Origin of the sequence: Arenibacter flavimaris (assembly GCF_030291335.1) — a bacterium.
Lineage (GTDB): Bacteria > Bacteroidota > Bacteroidia > Flavobacteriales > Flavobacteriaceae > Arenibacter.
On sequence record NZ_JASWIM010000040.1, the window covers coordinates 19,287 to 36,945 of the forward strand.

The window sequence follows — 17,659 nt, forward strand, 5'->3', positions numbered from 1 at the left end:
TTGGGTTATCTAAAGAAGTCCAAAAGAGCTACGATTCCATTGTAAGAAATGATAATTGAAAAAATTAAGGCGGCATATAATCCTATATTTAGGAATTTACTTGCTTTGTGTTGCCCCATCAGCTTTTTATTATTGATCAGTAAAATAATTCCAAGTATTACCAAGGGCAGGACAAATACGTTAAATACTTGGGATAAAATCTGCATTTCTATAGGGTTGGCACCAAAAATGGGCACAATAAGTGCAAACAGACATGCAATGGCCGTAATTATCTTAAATTGTTTGGAAGTGGTATCCAATTCCCCGGATTGATAATCGGCCAAAAGAATGGGAGCTATCAATAAACAGGGGAATATAGAAGATAACCCTGCACTTAAAGTTCCAAAGAAGAAAAGGGTCAAGGCGAATTTTCCGGCCACCGGTTCCAAGGTGTTCACCATATCCAAAACTTTGGTCACCGGCTGGCCTTGGTGAAACAAAGCTCCACTAGCTACGGCCATTACCGATGCACTAATTACAAAGACCAGACAGGCGGCTATTATGGAATCTTTTTTTTGCTGCTTTAGATGATTGATATTCCAGCCTTTGCCCTTTACGAATAAAGGTCGCGATAGGAAAGTAGCGGCGGCCATGGTGGTACCTACAAAGGCGGCCACCATCATTTTACCCCCTTCCACCTTTGGTATGGACGGTATTAACCCTTTAGCGACCTCTATAGGCAAGGGGTAGACCATAAAAAGTGAGATAAAAAAGGATAGTCCCATAATGGTGACGAAAATGACCAATATTTTTTCAAAGAAGGCATACTTTCCTACTAGAAGGAATCCATACATGATTATAATGACCACAATGGCAATTAATAGAACAGACTCATATTGATAGCCCTCCAAATTGGGAAAATAGATAAGGAATATCTCAAATATAATGTTGGCTGAAATCCCTAGTATGCCCATAAGGGAATTCCATTGTCCAAATGAAATACCAATAATTATCATTAGGGCAATAAACTTCCCCCATCTTAGATGCTTTTTAAAAGCAAATAAGGCTGTTTCTCCCGTAACCAGGGCGTAATTACCATAGGAGAACATTAAGATTCCAGAGAAAATGCAACTCAGCATTAAAACCCATAACAATTGCATACCGTAGGTACTTCCTGCAACGATCATGGAGGTTACACTTCCTGTGCCAATAGTGTACCCAATGGCAAATATGCCTGGGCCAAAGGCCAATACCAGAGCCAAAATCTTTTTTAGAATTGATTTTTTAGTGGTCCGGATTTCCATATTTTATTTTCTTAGTTTTCTAATGGACACCAAAGTTTCTCGAACGGTATATTCCAATCCTATAAAATCTTTGTTGTCTAATATTTCCTTACTGATAAGTTGGGAGCCCAGCCCTACACAGGTTACACCAGCATCGAACCACGCTTTTAAATTGGAAGCATCCGTAGTAACTCCTCCTGTGGGCATGATACTTGTCCAAGGTTGTGGTCCTTTTATAGCCTTTACAAAAGAGGGGCCATAGGTAGCGCCGGGAAACAATTTTACGATTTCGCAACCCAATTCCTCGGCCTTGTTAATTTCGGTAAGGGAACCACATCCAGGGGACCAAAGGACCTTTCTTCTATTACAGGCAATCGCAATATCTTCCCTTAGGGACGGGGTTACAATAAAGTTAGCTCCCATTTTCATATATAGTGATGCCGCTGCAGCATCGGTTATGGAACCAACTCCCATCATCATTCCTGGAAGTTCTGTGATGGCAAATTTGTTAAGTGCCGAAAATACTTCGAAAGCGAAGTCGCCCCTAGCGGTAAATTCCATTAATTTAGCGCCCCCGTCGTAGCAAGCTTGCAACACTTTTTTGCCAAGTGCTATATCTGGATTGTAGAATAAGGGGACCATTCCGGTTTCCTTCATTGCTGTTGCTACTTCTATTCTTGAATATTGTGCCATTCTTTGTTACCCTTTGTTTAATATTTTGTTGAAATCATAGTCCGATGGATTGTCCAAATAAGGACTTGCCCGTTCATAATCCTTTTCTTCCAAATAGTGTAGATTTTGAAAACAAAGTCGGATAAATTCGGAATCGATATCAACCAATCGCGGAGCTATTTTTCCATCTTTGTCCTGTAGGTCCGTCAAAAAAAGAGGTGATACCTCTCCCCTCGAATTGGCGGTAACAATACATCCACTTAGGCCTTCATCGTATAATTTTTTGACTCCCAAACCCAACAGGGTGCATAGGGTTAGGTCAAATCCAATGGGTCGACAACACCTGAGCTCGTAGCCCAGCTCAACGGGTCTACTTTTAATGTGTATATCCAGTTCTTTCAATTGTCGTTGCACCAGCATATTAAAAATATGGGACTTACTAACATTGCCCAATTCAGGATGACCGTGGTCATCGTAGGTGAAATTTATACCACAATGCTTGATTTCAGATTCTGGCATTATATGGAAAACACCTTCGCTAATGAGGGCTACACCATAATTTATATTTTCAATTTTTCTTTTGACCATCGAGGAGATAATCAGTCGGACTACCTTATCGAAGGTAATGCTGGTCTTGTTGAACATTTCAGGAATAACCATCATTGGAAAATGGCAGCTTGCCGCGATGCCTAGGGCCAAATGCCCTGCAGACCTTCCCATGGTGGACATTACAAACCAGTTTTCACTGGTACGTGCGTCTTCATAAGTAGTTGTGCCAATTCGTACTCCCTCGTCCTTTGCTGAATGAAAACCAAAAGTGGGATTCCTATCCGGTAAAGGAAGGTCATTGTCAATGGTCTTGGGAACATGAATGTTCGATATTGGAATGTTTTCTTTCTTTAAATAGCCCGTAATTCTATTGGCAGTTGAGGCAGTGTCGTCACCACCTATACTCACCAATAATTTTACATTGTTTTTGGAAAAAAGGGTAGTGTTCAATTTTTCATTGCCAGGTTTGAACCTACTCATGATCAAAGTGGATCCACCTCGGCTAAAGATTCGATCTGCATGGGGGAAATCGAATTCTTTAATTTTGGGATGCTCTGAAAAGATTCCTTTAAAACCTTCATGTAGTCCAATTACCCTATATCCGTCTTTTAAAAAGATTTTGGCCACTGTGCCGATAACAGCATTGATACCGGGCGCAGGACCTCCTCCGCATATGATTAATATGGATTTTTTTTTGGACATTTCGATCTTTTTTAGAACAGCACTACAATTACAGGGACATTTTGACCCCATAATTTTTCAAAATTGAGACTACCCTTTTTAATGTGTATAATGATTAAGTGTTGGCCAAGTGCCCGCAAACTTTAATGTCTTCAATTGGATTCCAGTAAAGAAAGAAGTCCCGCTGAAAGCCTGGTACAACCTTAAAACCACAACTGCCGTAGTGCCTTCTTAACTTTTTGAAAGTGTTCCGTCAGTTGCTTTAATTTCAACTCATAATCTATGAATAGTTATCATGGTATTTATAGACGATAAGCCTTGTTGCCGTTCCATTAAATACCTAAGCCCTGTCCTCCACCAATTTGGATGGTTTCGGCTGTAATGAAAGCGGCATCTTTACCAGCTAAAAATGAAATTACGGATGCTACCTCTTCAGGTTGTCCTAATCTTCCCAATAAAATATTGTTTTTCCAAGAAGCAAAAACTTCGGGCTTGGTAGATTTAATTTCGGTATGGAAAGGAGTATCAATGGTTCCTGGTGATACCGCATTTACTCTAATTCCATATTCGGCAAGGTCTTTGGCCAACGCCCTGGTAATGGCATGAACACCTGCTTTGGATGTTCCATAAATCCCTGCTCCGGGTCCACCGGCATTCCAACCCGCAATGGATGTATAATTAATGATGGTAGGTAGATCTCCTTTTTTTAGATAAGGTATGGCAGCTCTTGAAGCAAAGAATACAGAATCCAAGTTCAAGGCCATTACAAATCTGTAAAAATCCGTTGTCATTTCTTCAAACCTGGACCTACCTCCGAGTCCACCTGCATTGTTCACTAGGACATCAATTTTACCGTATTTCTTACCAATTTTATTAATGTTGGCTGTTACTTCGTCTTCCTTTGTAACATCAAATCCGTAATACTCGGCAGTGATACCTTCTGCCGTAAGCTCTTTAATTCTTTTGGCCCCTCCTTCATCATCTATACCGTTCAATACTACTGTGTATCCGTCCTTGCCCAATCTTTTTGCTACTTCGAAACCAATGCCCCCTGTGGCTCCGGTTATTACTGCTACTTTTCCCTTTGAATTACTCATATTCCAATTTTTATATTATTAATTTTAATTTATTCTACTGACTTTATATTATTTGCGAAATAATAGATAGATCCTACTCCGAGAGGTACAAAAATTGCTATGGCCACAAAAATGGGGGTATATGAAACTTTCGCGATAACTGGCACCAAAAAGTTCATGACAATAACAGAAAACACGCCTACCATACCACCTAAACCGGCCAATGACCCTACAGATTTACCGCTAAAAAAGTCGCTGGGCAGGGTTTGGATATTTCCAATGGCAAATTGAAATCCGAACAAGACAATAAATACGATCGAAACAAATTTTTCAGGCGTATCCGCAAATAAAATGGTTGCAATAAGGCCTAGGGCCATAATGACCCCGCCTATGAAAATGGTAGTTTTCCTACCTTTATCAATTGAATTTGTTCTGGAAATTATAACTCCAGAAACGTAGCCGCCTGCAATACTCCCTATGGCCGCACCTACATAAGGAACCCAAGCGAACATTCCAACCTCTTTTACATTAAAGCCATACACGTCAAATAGATATATGGGCATCCAGCCTACGAATAGCCACCAGATAGGTTCTAGGAAAAATCTACTTGCAACGATGGCCCAGGATTCTTTATAGGAAAGTATCTCTTTAAGACTTAATCCTTTTTGATCCTCAGTAGCATTTTGATCGGCCAAACTTTGTCCTTCGGAAATATATTTTTGTTCTTCCTCTGTTATCCAAGGATGTTTTTTAGGTCCTGCCTTATTAATTATAAGCCAAGGAATAATCCATAAAAGCCCAATGGCCCCCACTATTATAAAGGTAACTTCCCAACCATAGGCCACAAATAGGAGGGCTATTAGGGGTGGGGCTATAACCGATCCAATGGAGGCACCGGCATTGAACAACCCTTGGGCAATGGCACGTTCTTTTATGGGAAACCATTCTGCATTACTTTTTACGGCACCAGGCCAGTTTCCTGCTTCTGACAATCCTAAAGTAGTTCTGAAAAAGGCCAATGATAAAAACCCTCTCACCGTGGAGTGCAATAAGGTGGATAGACTCCAAATACCTATGCTGATTACATATCCAATTCTGGTACCTACCTTATCGAACAGTTTGCCCGAAAATAATTGCCCCAAGGCATAAGCTACCATAAAAATGTTGAGGATGTAGCTATAGTGATCTTTGGTCAGGCCCAAGGAGTGGGATATGGAACCTTCAACATTTTCATTGCCCCACATAATGGACAAAGCACTTCTGTCTATATAATTAATAACAGTTGCTAAAAAGATAAGACCGATAATGAACCAACGTAATCCTTTAATTTTCATAGTATTTTGCTTTGTTATTATTGTTGCTATCTTATTTATAGGCCATAGAAGGTAAGCGGACGATATATCCGTGCTTTTTAATACTTGAATTAAAGCCGAAAATTTTGGGCGTATTTAATTGGAATTTTATATAACGCCTTCTTTTAGGGTATTGTTCTAAGTATTGGTTCCCTTCAGATTATTTTATAAAAAGTGATAAAAGTGTGCGATTTTACCACTTCTCAAGTTTAAATTAGTCTTTAATATTATAACAATATTGATAGAGCATTTTAAAATGTACTTTCATTTTTTCCTTGGCCAATTGGGGGTCCTGCTTCTTTATGGCCTCATATATATCCCTATGTTCTTGTATACCGATAAATGCAATATTCTTATCACATACATGATATTTGGTGAAATTGGTAATGATTTCCGGAGTTATGGTCAACATAAATGTGTTGATGGTACTGTTGCCACATGCCTTGGCAATTGCCAAGTGGAACAACAGATCTTCCTGTACGGCATTTTCCCCATTTTCCACCTTGGCAGAGTAGGCGTCCAAAGCCTCTTCAATTTGTTTTAAATCTTCATCGGTCCTCCTCAATGAGGCCAGCTTAACTGTCTTTAACTCCAATAATATCCTTGTTTCCACCAAAGATTTGAAATCTGCTTTTTCCAGTCTCAAAATATCGGTGATCATACCATTCATTGCCACGGGGCCAATATCGGCAATAAACGTACCGCTCTGTGGCTTTGATATTAGCAGTCCGTAAAATTCCAAGGTCTGTATAGCCTCCCTTACATTGCTTCTGCTCACTTCAAATTTTTCAGAAAGCTTTCTTTCCGAGGGCAACTTGTCTCCTGGTTCCAAGTTTTTATAATTAATAAAATCCCGGATTTTGGATATAATATCTTTCTGTATTACGTCGTTTTCGTTTTTAGGGAGAATGTCTATTTTCATTTCTATTTTATAAGTTCTAAATTGGTTAACCAAATTGGTTGATTAAAATTACACAAAAACAACAGCCGAAAGAAATTTTAAAAATTACGATTCCAAAATATGGGTTTATTTATTTCAGTTTTAAGAAATTTACCGGCCAGACCTTAAGCCGGTAAATTCCAATTAAAAAACCAACCGTAATACTTGTTTTTATTATCCTACTTATTTTTAGTAACCTTCATTTTGTGTTATAACCCCATCGCTTGCAAGAATTTCCGAGTTTGGTATAGGAAACACATTATAGTCACTGCTGATCGTTTCTCCCATTTCTATATTTACGGTACCCGTTCTCACCAAATCGAACCATCTATGTCCTTCAAGGGCCAACTCCACTCTTCTTTCGTCTGCTATTGCCTGTCTAACGTCGGCTTGCGAGCTTACGGTTCCGGTTAAACTATTTAAACCTGCCCTCGTGCGTATTGGATCCAATAATGGAAGTACAGTTGTTGCAGCAACGTTATTTTCGTTCAGTGCCTCAGCGTACATTAGAATTACATCGGACAATCTAAGGTCTATATAGTCTTGATCCAGGGCCCCGGTATATTTATTACTACCATTCATATTTTCCGTGTCAATGGTAAGCGCCTTTCTTAAATCCGTACCTCCACCGGCGGCACTACTGGCGTCAAAGGCGTCAATTAAGCGAGGATCCAAGGGCGTGAGCGATTTTGTATCGGCCCCGCTAAACCATCCTACAAAGGTGGTGGCAGATCCGTATGCGTTTGGAACCGAGGTTGATAATGGGGTAGCAAAAATGATTTCTGAATTACCATCCACTACCACGTTGGCAAAGTTGCTTTCCAAAGTAATCCCTGCAGCCGCTGCACTATTAACAACAGCTCCAAGCGTTGTTGCAGCTTCGGTAAAATTACCTCTATATAGGTATACTTTTCCGAGAAAAGCCTGAGCTGCTATTTTGGATGCGCGCCCACTGGTCAATCCAGAGTTATCCAATCCAGCTATAGCGTCTTGAAAGTCGGGAATGATTACATTATTGTACACATCTGCAGCTGGTTGCCTTGTTAAAATGGACAAATCGGATGGACTGGGGGCAGGGGATAAATTGACGGTGACATCACCAAAAACCATTACCAATTTGAAGTAGGACAAGGCCCTAAGAAATTTTGCCTCGGCTATCTCAGTGGCATCAGTTGAATTATCAATGACATTGTTGGTACTTAAGATCGCCTTGTATAAATTGCTATAGAAAGGTCTAAAGAATTGCTCTACCAAATCCAAACCACCCAAATCTGCATTGTAGGTGTCAAATGCCGTATACGGGCTTTCCAGCATCAACATATTGTCGGCCCTGAAGTCGCCCATCACCCCTAGTGGTGTTGAACCACCGGATTGATAGTAATACGCTGCATTTAAAACGGGTCCAAATTCCTCCAAAGCACTGGATTCAAGTAATAAGGGCGGCGTTTGGTCCAAATCGTTGTCACAGGCTGTTATCAACAACACGGACACTATTGCTAGATATATAGTTTTCATTTTTTTCATGATTTCTTAATTAAAAATTTACATTTATACCCAAGGTAAAACTTCTTACTATAGGGCTTGCACCTTCCTGGTATCCGTAGGTGGTTGGACCCGCATAACCGGAATTTTCAATCTCTACACCTTCAGGGTTGAACGAGGTATAATTATCTGCCATTATATACAACAAATTGGTAGCTGCCAGGTAAATTCTCATAGAACTTAAGCCTATTTTATCTGTTAAATCCGAATTAAGGGTATATCCTAAAGTAAGGTTTCTCAAGGCTACAAACGAGGCATCTTGGATCCCTGAACCATGTGCATTCCTGGTCTCCTGATAAAACTTGCCACTGGCATCGGCAATACCGTCATCATTGGCATCAAAACTGGATTTTAATCTCCCGCCAAATTGTGATTTCCAGTAAATTGGATCGATATTGTAAAGTTCTGCTCCCTGTGACCCTTGGAATTGGAAGGAGAAATCAAAATTCCTGATGTTCATTGAACTTGAAAGTCCCCAATAAAAATCAGGTGTTGCGGATCCCAACTTTACATAATCTTCCTCATAGGTAATTTCACCATCACCGTTTTGGTCTACAACATACCATTCCCCGCTTCCGTATCCAACGCCTCTGGAGGGATCTGACATATGTATCGTTTCAACCTCACCAGTTACTTCATACCCCCACATTTCACCAATTTCACCTCCTACATAGTTTCTAAACTCTGGACCTCTACCACTTGGACCACCGTAAATTTGCCTGGGCAGTTCGGTCAGTTCCCCTAGACTGGTAATTTCCGATTTGGCAGTTGATACATTGGCATTGATATTCCAAGAGAAGTTTTCATTGGAAACTATTTTTGTATTAAGTTCAATTTCCAAACCGGAACTGGTTACATCACCACGATTAAGTTTTATGGCAGGAGTTCCAAGAACTTCTGAAACACTTTGATTGATCAACATATCTTTTACATCAGAGGTATAATAGTCTACACTCAATCTGATACGGTTATTTATAAACCCTGTATCAAGACCATAGTTGGTCTCTTTATTGGTTTGCCACGTTAAATCCGGGTTTGCGATATCCTCAGGAATTAGAAAACCTGTGCCATAAGCGGTGGGTGAGGTACCCAAAATGCTTAATGAATTATATGAACCCAAGAATGAAGCTGTTCCCAAAGAACCAGTACTAAACCTCAGTTTAAATAGGCTAAACGTATCACGATCTCCGAAGAAAGATTCATTGTGAATATTCCAGCCTAAGGATAGTGCTGGGAAAACTGCGTATTTTTCATTGGCTCCAAATCGTGAATCACCGTCCCTCCTAATGGATGCCGAGAGTAGATAACGATCATCAAATGCATAGGCTATTCTTCCAAAAAATCCATTTCTTGATTGGGTTTCATCAATCTCATTGGTTATAACATCTGCAGGGTCGAAAAAATCATAATTTAAAGGCAGGCCAAATGGTACATTTGTTCCATTGTTTACAATTCCCTTGTAATAGGTATTTACAAACTCCATTCCAGCAACGGCAGAGATGTCGTGCTTCTCTGCAAGTACTTTTGCATAACTCAGGGTAGTCGTACTTAATACGGTGGATTTTTTAATATTGGATATGTCCAACTCTGTTTGATTGGAACGTTGTTGACCATCCGATAATATTCCATGGTATTCGTAGGTCTGTGTGTCTTCCAGATCTGCTCCAAAAACTGTTTTTATATTCAGCCCATTTATAATTTCATATTGCAAATAAGAACTTACGTTTCCAAAATAGGTCTTTTTCCATCTTCTGGAATTGTCAAACTTAGCGGCAACACCTGCATCTCCTGTTCCTCCAATACCGTTTTGATTTCGGCCGTATTGCCAATCGTGGACTACATCACCGGGTTGCAGGTCATAGATACTTGTAGGGTCCAGACCGATACCTCTATAATCCTGGTCAAACGATCTACCTATGTTATTTCCAGTAAATCCAGAATCGAATAAGGCCTGTCTATTACGATCCAATTGCTGAACGAAATCAATTGAGGCTTGCGTATGGTATATAGGACTAATGCTATATGATCTTAAAAGATCCCTCATTTCCCAAGGAACAATATCTTGTTTTCCATAATAACCATTCATGCTCAACCCGGCCTTTAACTTGGAACCCAAGTTGGCATCTAGGTTCATACGTCCGTTATACCTTTCATAGCCTTGCCCTTTTACGATACCATCGGTTTTTAAGTAACCAAGTGAAGCAAAGGCCTTTAGGTTTTCGGACCCGCCGCTCACACTGAAATCATGATTGGTTGTACTACCATTTTTGAAAAGCCAGTCTTCTATACTTACCACATCGGGCGCATTGGCGTATGCATCCAGTCTGTAAGCCAATAACCCTGGGTCGGTTTCGGAAAGATCATAAGCACTGGTCTGTAACTCTTTGGCCCATTCTCCTGCTGTCTTAAGCATTTCGATGTCCTTCACATACTTGCTTGAGGTACTTGCATAGGAATTATAACTAAAATTAACTTTGCCCGATTTTCCTTTTTTGGTAGTTACCAGAATAACACCGTTGGCACCTAAAGAACCATAAATAGCGGCAGAAGCTGCATCTTTTAATACCTCTAGACTTTCTATATCGTTGGGGTTAACGGTGGCCAAATTGCCTGAAATTGGATAACCATCCACAACAATTAGTGGTCCCGAATCACCGGAAACAGAAGAGGCCGCCCTTATTTGGATTTTTGGATCCGCACCAGGTTCTCCACTTTGATTTTGAATCCTCACTCCAGATAACTTACCTGCCAAAGCATCATCCACACGGGCAACTTGAACAGCAGCAACTTCATCTCCACCTACTTTTGCCACCGCTCCGGTTAGGTGCGATTTTTTAATGGTACCATATCCAACTACCACTACCTCATCAAGTTGACTTGCGTCTTCTTGCAGGGTGATATTTAATTGTTCTTGATTTGTAATAGTTATGGATTGGGTAACATATCCCAAAGATGAAAATTGTAATACGTCCCCATTTTTTATCATAATTTGATAATTTCCATCAAAGTCGGTTGCCGTTCCAGTGGTAGTATTGGCAATAATTACGTTCACTCCGGGCACTGGGACCATGGCAGCATCCGTTACCGTTCCGGACAGCGTACGACCATCTTGGGCGAACAGTGCAATATTGAATAACAATACTACTGTTAGAATTAAATTAGTTTTGAATTTCATTAGTGATTTAATTAAGTTAGTAACAAGTGATTAAAAATGGCTCATTGTCCATTGGTTCCTAATTATGTGATTTTTTCACATTAAGTCCTTCAACTTACTTAAACACATTACTGCACTAATATTCAATGAAATTGTTTAGTTTTGCAGTAGATATGCTTATAGTAATATTTGCATGTTTGGGTATTACTTCCCTTCAGAACGAAGTAATCTTTTTACAAAAGGATGGGTGTGCGCCCGTCCTTTTTTTTGTCTAATCCTTTAATCTGTTTTTTAAGTGTTTTTCTATAAACATGGTTCCTATCGTTATTGGTTTTTTGGTAAACCAAACTGGTAAACCAAATTGGTTTACCAAATATATGTTATTTAATTGTTAATTAAAAATTTAATTACAATTTTTGAGTGTTAAAATTTTATATCTGCTAATTGTAGGTTGTAAAAATTGGCAATTTCGTAATTGGTCTCTTTTAAGAAAAGGCGAGTCCACCGTTAATATCGATGTTGGCCCCTGTAATAAAGGAAGTTTCTGAAGATGCAAGGCAAGCCACGGTATTGGCAATTTCCTCTGCCGATCCTTCCCTTCGAAGTGGGGTCATTCCTGCTACTTTCTCCCTTACGTCATCGGTAGTGAAGGTATCATGAAAGGTGGTGGCGATCATACCGGGACAAAGAGCATTTACCCGAATGTTTTTCGGGCCTACCTCTTTGGCCAGTCCCCTTGTAAAGGTCATGATGGCCCCTTTGGAGGTTGCATAGGCTATGGATCCTCCGCCTCCGCCATCCCTACCGGCCTGGGAGGCTATATTTACGATGGAGGCCCCAGATTTCATATGGGGCAACACTGCTTGTGTTACCAAGAAGGTAGAATTAAGATTTAACTTAATAACCTTGTCAAAAAAAGCTTCGTCCATCTCTGCTATTGTTTTTCGGGCAACCAGGCCGCCGGCATTGTTTACCAGTACGTCTATTGTATCACCATAAGTACTTGTCGCTTCCAGCACGAGTCTGTCTACTTCTGATTTTTTGGTCACATCGGCCTTGACTATTATGGCATCCCCTCCGGCCGATTTAATTGCGTTTAGGGTTTCTGTGGCATTGGCCTCATTGCTATAGTAATTTACTACCACCTTGGCACCTTCCTTGGCCAATTTAAGGGAAATGGCCTTTCCAATATCCCTGGTTCCACCTGTAACAATGGCTATTTTTCCTTTTAAATCCATATGTGTTGTTTATGACATAAAGTCTTCCCAAAAAGGGCGTTATATTTATAATTACTGTTTATCTCCAAAATAAGATACCTCCCCACCACTTAAGAAATCTTCTCTTACAGGACTAAATGTGTCAATTAGTATCCCTTCTTCCAAACAAACTGCACTATGCAGTAGATTAGGTTCAATATAAACTCCATCTCCGGCTTCCACAATTTTCTTTTCACCATCAATTTCGAATTCAAATTTACCTGCAACACAATAGGTAGCTTGTGTGTTAAAATGCTGATGCGGGGCACCTAATGCGCCTTTCTCAAATTTCACTTTTACCATCATAATTTGGTTATCGTAACCTAAAAACTTTCTTGACACTCCTCCTCCAAGTTCTTCCCATTTCATTTCTTTTGAGATGATGTACTTTTCACTAAATCGTTTCATTTTTTTATGATTTTAATATGTCTTTACTCTTTTTTAATAGCGATCAACTGCTTTATATGAATCAATAAGATCTACTTTGGAGGTGTACCCGGACCAACTGTTGCTTCCCTAAACCATACTTCCGTATAGCAACCATTTTCATATTGTTGGGCGATATCCCCTCCATAGGTTTCCGCACCTGCAAACCAAACCATGTTGCTTGCCGGACTTTTCCCATTGGTCTGGTTGTACGCACCTTGTTTAAAATAATTCAACTCTCCACTATAGGCAGTGGGACGTTCAGTTCCATCTTGCCCAATAGGGACAAATAAATACTTCATCTGTTCAGGAAAATCCGATTTTTTCACATATTCAGATGATATTAAATTTTTGGTAAAAGTTTTGGTTTCGTGATCTTTGCTTTTGAAGGTTAGATACATGATTCCCTTGTAGACATTTACTTCATAACTGAATTCTTCTCCCAATTCAATTCCATTCCTGGGCTCTGCGGGATAGTCGTTTTTACCTTTTCCAAGCACGGACATATCGTGCCCCCAAACCGCATTGGAAAATTCCCACCTACCAGAATTGTCATCACCTGCTGGATTTATTTCATAATTCCAAAAGACGGAACCTTTAGTGTGACCGGGAAATTTTTTGTAAAATATTTTTAGGGGTTCATTTTCGTGTCCTTCACCACTGTGAATTTGTCCTACAACAGTTGAATAAGAGGCGGCAACTCTGGCATCGCCGGAAATGGAGACCTGCATTACCTTGCAGGTACCTGTTAGTTTACCACCTTCTTCAGGCAGCCATTCCCTTTTTTCGTGTAGCTCGGTTCTGGTATTACTGGAGTTTTTTGAAGTAACACCGGAATTTGGGGTTTTGTAGACTACCCAACGTCTTGTACCGTCAATCACGGTGTAGAAGAAATCCTTATGTTCAAACTCCGTAATATCTTCCACCTCCGTACCGTTGCCCAACAATATTCTAAATTTATCCATAAAAGGAATCACCTCATTTGGATAAACCGTTTTCGTATTTAGGCCGTCATTCGCTTCAAAATAACCAGCATTGGAAATGGCATCATCGCTGATTGTGATATCTGCAGATTTAAACCATACCTCGGCGTAATTGCCATCTGCATATTGTTTTTGTAAATCTCCACCATGGGTTTCGGCACCAGAGCACCAGACTTTATTAACCTTAGGGTCTTTTCCGTTCGTTTGGTTGTACGTACCCAATTTAAAAAAGAGGCCCTCACCGGTATACCCTTCCTTACGCTCGAGACCATCCTGACCTATGGGTACAAATAATTTCTTGGTTTGTTCTGGCATGTCTGAAGGATTTGTATATTCAGAGGAAATAAGATTTTTGGTGAATGTTTTGGTTTCATGGCCGTCACTAGTAAATGTTAGATGCATCATACCCTCCTTTATAACCACTTCATAACCGAACTCCTCGCCTAAGGCAATTCCATCTACTGGTTCTGGTGGATAGGTGTTTTCATCTGTTCCAACAACAGAAAAGTCATATCCCCATATAGGATGGGAATAATCCCACCTTTTTGAATTATCATCACCAGCGGTATTGATTTCGTAATGCCAAAAGACAGAGCCCTTTTCGTGGCCAGGAAATTTTTTATAAAAGATTTTAAGTGGCTCGTTTTCGTGCCCATCTGCACTGTGAATCTGACCAACCACTACTGAATAGGTTGAAGCAACGCGGGCATCGCCCGTAGTGGACACGTTCATTACCTTTAGGGTGGCTTTCAATGTGGCCTCGGTCAGTGGTGACCATTTCTTTAATTGGGCCAATTCGGTTCTGGTATTATTCGAAGTACCATGGGTATTTCCTGCATTTGGAGTTTTGAATACCACCCAATCGCCATGGTCATCACTCTCGGTATAAAAGAAATTTTTGTTTTCATAGTCAATGGCCTGACCCACATTGGAACCGTCACCTAGGATCAAATTCCAATGTTGAAAGAAGGGAATGATGTCGTTTGCACTTGGACCAATCGCTACTTTTTCAGTTTTGTCCGTAAATTTTTGCTTTTTGTTTTCTTTACAGCTAATAAATAGCAAGATGGTACTCATCATGAATAAGTAGGGTACAGAAACCGAATTGAATACTTTAAAGCTCATATTGTATGGGTTATGGTTACTATAAAAACCGAATAAAGTCTATTTTTAACGGCACGGATTATTTCTTGAACAATCTAAACAGAATCTTTTGCCAGATGGTTTTATCTGTACTTCCATGACAACGGAAGCTACTCAAAAACAGGGCGAAAGTGAATTAACAAAAAAATTGGTTTACCAGATTGGTTTACCAAAAATACGTAAATTTGTCGAACCACCAAATATTTAACAATAAATAGGCTTATTAAATTTGCTATTACTAATAAATGTAGGTGAAACCAATAATTCGGCAAATGTTTTATTTACGTTGGGCGATTGGTTTAATACATCAATTTCATTTGCAAATTCTCCTCAACCCTGATTTCTCCGGAATTGTGGAATTTATTGTCCGAATGCGAATTATTTTTGGCTCCCCAAAGCAAGGCTACTAGTTTAACCGGGTTATTGCTAAAGGTGTTTTTGGAAATATCCACATTTACAATGCCATGGGTGTTAAGCAGAATGCCATTTTTCTCCTGGGCTCCGCAATTGGTGAAGGTACTATTGGTAACCAACAGATTGCCTCCAATGGTAGATTCGTCATAACCCCCGCGATAGTAGTCTATCACATTTCCTTTAATATGCTGGAACCTGCAATTGTTTACGGTTAGATATTCAGCGTTATAATCTCCTTTATCGTTGGTTTCTTCGGATAATTCCAAGCCGTTTTCGCAATTGGATATGGAAGTATTTTTAAAACTTATGTGCTCTGCAAAGGACTCTTTATAGACTTTTAATACATAATTAAAATCACTGATATCGCAATCGGACACAGTTAACCCAAAATGTGTAAACATATTTTCTTTTAAACTGGCGAATGCATACTGGGAATTGTTTCCTTTTATGGTTATGTCTTTAAGGTTTAAAAATCCCTTAGGTCGAAGTTGGAATAGGGGTGATTTATCTTCTCCCAAATAGTTGAGCACCACTTTTGATGTATACAAAGATTGAATGGTCAGCTTTTTACTGATTATCAGGGATTGCGGTATTTCATGAGTTCCTGCTTCCAGCGAAAGGATATCCCCATTATCCGCTTCATTGATTTTGGATTGAAGACTTTCAGCAGTGCCTACCATTATGGTTTTCGGTTCTCTTGCTTCTGCTTCGGCAGTATACCAGCTTGGACCATATTTGGACCTATCCAATATATTCGGGTCTTTAAAATCCGTATAGGTGAATGCCCCAATGGAATTGTTGTCAGCTCTTGTATTTCCGACCAAATCCGTGGATATATTTTCAAATTCGAAGCCTTGATAAGGTTCAATAGTTATCTTGGTAGAAGGGATAAAAATATTTTCCCCAATTTTTTTAATATCAAAATTAACGGCCTCCAACCCGTCATAAGCTTTAAATTCCACACCTTGATTATGGATGGCATTGCTTTTAAAGCTAACACCATCGGCCTTATCGTGTTCAACAATCGGTGAAGCATCACCTATTTCATTATAAATTACGTTGTTGGCAATTATGGTCCTAATGGGTCTTGCCGAACGAATTTCCGAAGGAGGTAAAACATCTTCCTGACTTAAATTTTGACCAACTCCGAATTGCCAGGGGGAATCACAATTTACATAATTATTGTAAGCAACCACTACATCAGTAACCTGATTGTATCTGTTTAAGGGCGATTTTGGAATTCCGTTCATCACGGCCAAGGCACTTCTAAAATTCTTCCCTTTTATATTGTAGAAGTAATTGTTGGTTACCCAATGGCCGGTATTGATTATTCTGATACCTCCTATATTCTCGTTTTTACCATCGCCTATAAAGTAATTGCCCTCAATGATGCAATAATTCCCGTGTCTTGTTACCAAAGACCCCTCGCTTTTGTAGAAGACGTTATTTCTGAATTCATTGAAGTTGGTTTTGCTGGAAATAATTTCGACTTCACCGTTGCACTCTTCAAATAAATTATTGGCAACTCTTGTATAACTTGGGGACATAGAGGAGTAGCTATTGCCAATTTGAATGGTCTCCCCACTAGCACCCCCTTTGGGAGGTCTTGGTCCAAAGTGGTTGTTAATGATTTTGTGGTAATTGTTTATGCTCTCATTGCCTTCCACGTCCACCCTAATAGTTGGCCCGCGATTTGTTTTTCCAGCAATGTAGTTGTTGCTCAAGGTATTGTGCCTTCCCCAGAATTGAACCCACAGATCCGTGTCGTCACGCTGCATTTTATTAAAATCCTCAATAACACAATTGGTAATGGTGCAGTAGTTTCCAATTGTTAGTTCGTCCACTCGAAATTCCAATACAGCTTCACTGGGTGAAAAACCATTCCTAAAGTGCAGACCCTCGACCACTAGATACTCTCCACCAAATTTTAAATCGGATACCCCTTCAATAAAAACTTTACCAGGTGTTTCAGCTTTAATTGTAATGGGCTTATCTTCCGTGCCTTCACCCATAAATTTAATCTGTACATCTCTCCATACACCATTGGCCAGCACAATGTTATCACCGGCCTTTACATTTTTTATGGCTACTGCCAATTCTTCTGGTGTACTTACAATTTTAGTATGCGGATTGGTCTTATCCCCACACGCACCTATAAAAAATAAAAAGCACAGTATCGTTACTATTCTTGTCATAACTAGAAATTCTA

The 17,659-nt window shown here is 39.8% G+C and carries 12 protein-coding genes; all 12 read right to left on the reverse strand.

The features are described from left to right. Positions 1-5: 5 nt before the first annotated feature. A complete protein-coding gene (locus tag QSE00_RS21735; RefSeq protein ID WP_286107499.1) occupies positions 6-1,283 on the reverse strand; it encodes an Nramp family divalent metal transporter in 1,278 nt (425 codons plus the stop codon). Positions 1,284-1,286: 3 nt separating this feature from the next. Continuing rightward, positions 1,287-1,955, reverse strand: a complete 669-nt coding sequence (locus tag QSE00_RS21740) for a bifunctional 4-hydroxy-2-oxoglutarate aldolase/2-dehydro-3-deoxy-phosphogluconate aldolase (RefSeq protein ID WP_110355706.1) — start codon at positions 1,953-1,955, stop codon at positions 1,287-1,289. A gap of 6 nt (positions 1,956-1,961) precedes the next feature. Continuing rightward, positions 1,962-3,185, reverse strand: a complete 1,224-nt coding sequence (locus QSE00_RS21745) for a 6-phosphofructokinase (protein ID WP_286107500.1) — start codon at positions 3,183-3,185, stop codon at positions 1,962-1,964. 311 nt (positions 3,186-3,496) lie between these two features. Next, positions 3,497-4,261, reverse strand: coding sequence for an SDR family NAD(P)-dependent oxidoreductase (locus QSE00_RS21750; RefSeq protein WP_110355708.1), 765 nt, complete (start codon positions 4,259-4,261; stop codon positions 3,497-3,499). 29 nt (positions 4,262-4,290) lie between these two features. Beyond that, positions 4,291-5,574: an MFS transporter gene (locus QSE00_RS21755; RefSeq protein ID WP_286107501.1), complete on the reverse strand. Its 1,284-nt coding sequence runs from the start codon at positions 5,572-5,574 to the stop codon at positions 4,291-4,293. 232 nt (positions 5,575-5,806) lie between these two features. Further along, positions 5,807-6,514 carry a FadR/GntR family transcriptional regulator gene (locus tag QSE00_RS21760; RefSeq protein WP_286107502.1) on the reverse strand — a complete coding sequence of 236 codons (708 nt, stop codon included), beginning with the start codon at positions 6,512-6,514 and terminating at the stop codon, positions 5,807-5,809. Positions 6,515-6,721: 207 nt separating this feature from the next. After that, a complete protein-coding gene (locus tag QSE00_RS21765) occupies positions 6,722-8,056 on the reverse strand; it encodes a RagB/SusD family nutrient uptake outer membrane protein (protein ID WP_220020880.1) in 1,335 nt (444 codons plus the stop codon). 10 nt (positions 8,057-8,066) lie between these two features. Beyond that, positions 8,067-11,249, reverse strand: a complete 3,183-nt coding sequence (locus QSE00_RS21770) for a SusC/RagA family TonB-linked outer membrane protein (RefSeq protein WP_286107503.1) — start codon at positions 11,247-11,249, stop codon at positions 8,067-8,069. Between the two features lie 464 nt (positions 11,250-11,713). Continuing rightward, positions 11,714-12,466, reverse strand: a complete 753-nt coding sequence (locus QSE00_RS21775) for an SDR family NAD(P)-dependent oxidoreductase (protein WP_110355712.1) — start codon at positions 12,464-12,466, stop codon at positions 11,714-11,716. A 51-nt stretch (positions 12,467-12,517) separates the two neighbouring features. Beyond that, complete coding sequence (locus tag QSE00_RS21780; protein ID WP_110355713.1) at positions 12,518-12,892, reverse strand: cupin domain-containing protein; 375 nt, start codon at positions 12,890-12,892, stop codon at positions 12,518-12,520. Positions 12,893-12,963: 71 nt separating this feature from the next. Next, positions 12,964-15,018: a polysaccharide lyase family 7 protein gene (locus QSE00_RS25270; RefSeq protein WP_353477490.1), complete on the reverse strand. Its 2,055-nt coding sequence runs from the start codon at positions 15,016-15,018 to the stop codon at positions 12,964-12,966. 317 nt (positions 15,019-15,335) lie between these two features. Further along, positions 15,336-17,645 (reverse strand): chondroitinase-B domain-containing protein, encoded by a 2,310-nt coding sequence (locus tag QSE00_RS21795; RefSeq protein WP_286107504.1) that lies wholly within the window; start codon positions 17,643-17,645, stop codon positions 15,336-15,338. Positions 17,646-17,659: the final 14 nt, after the last annotated feature.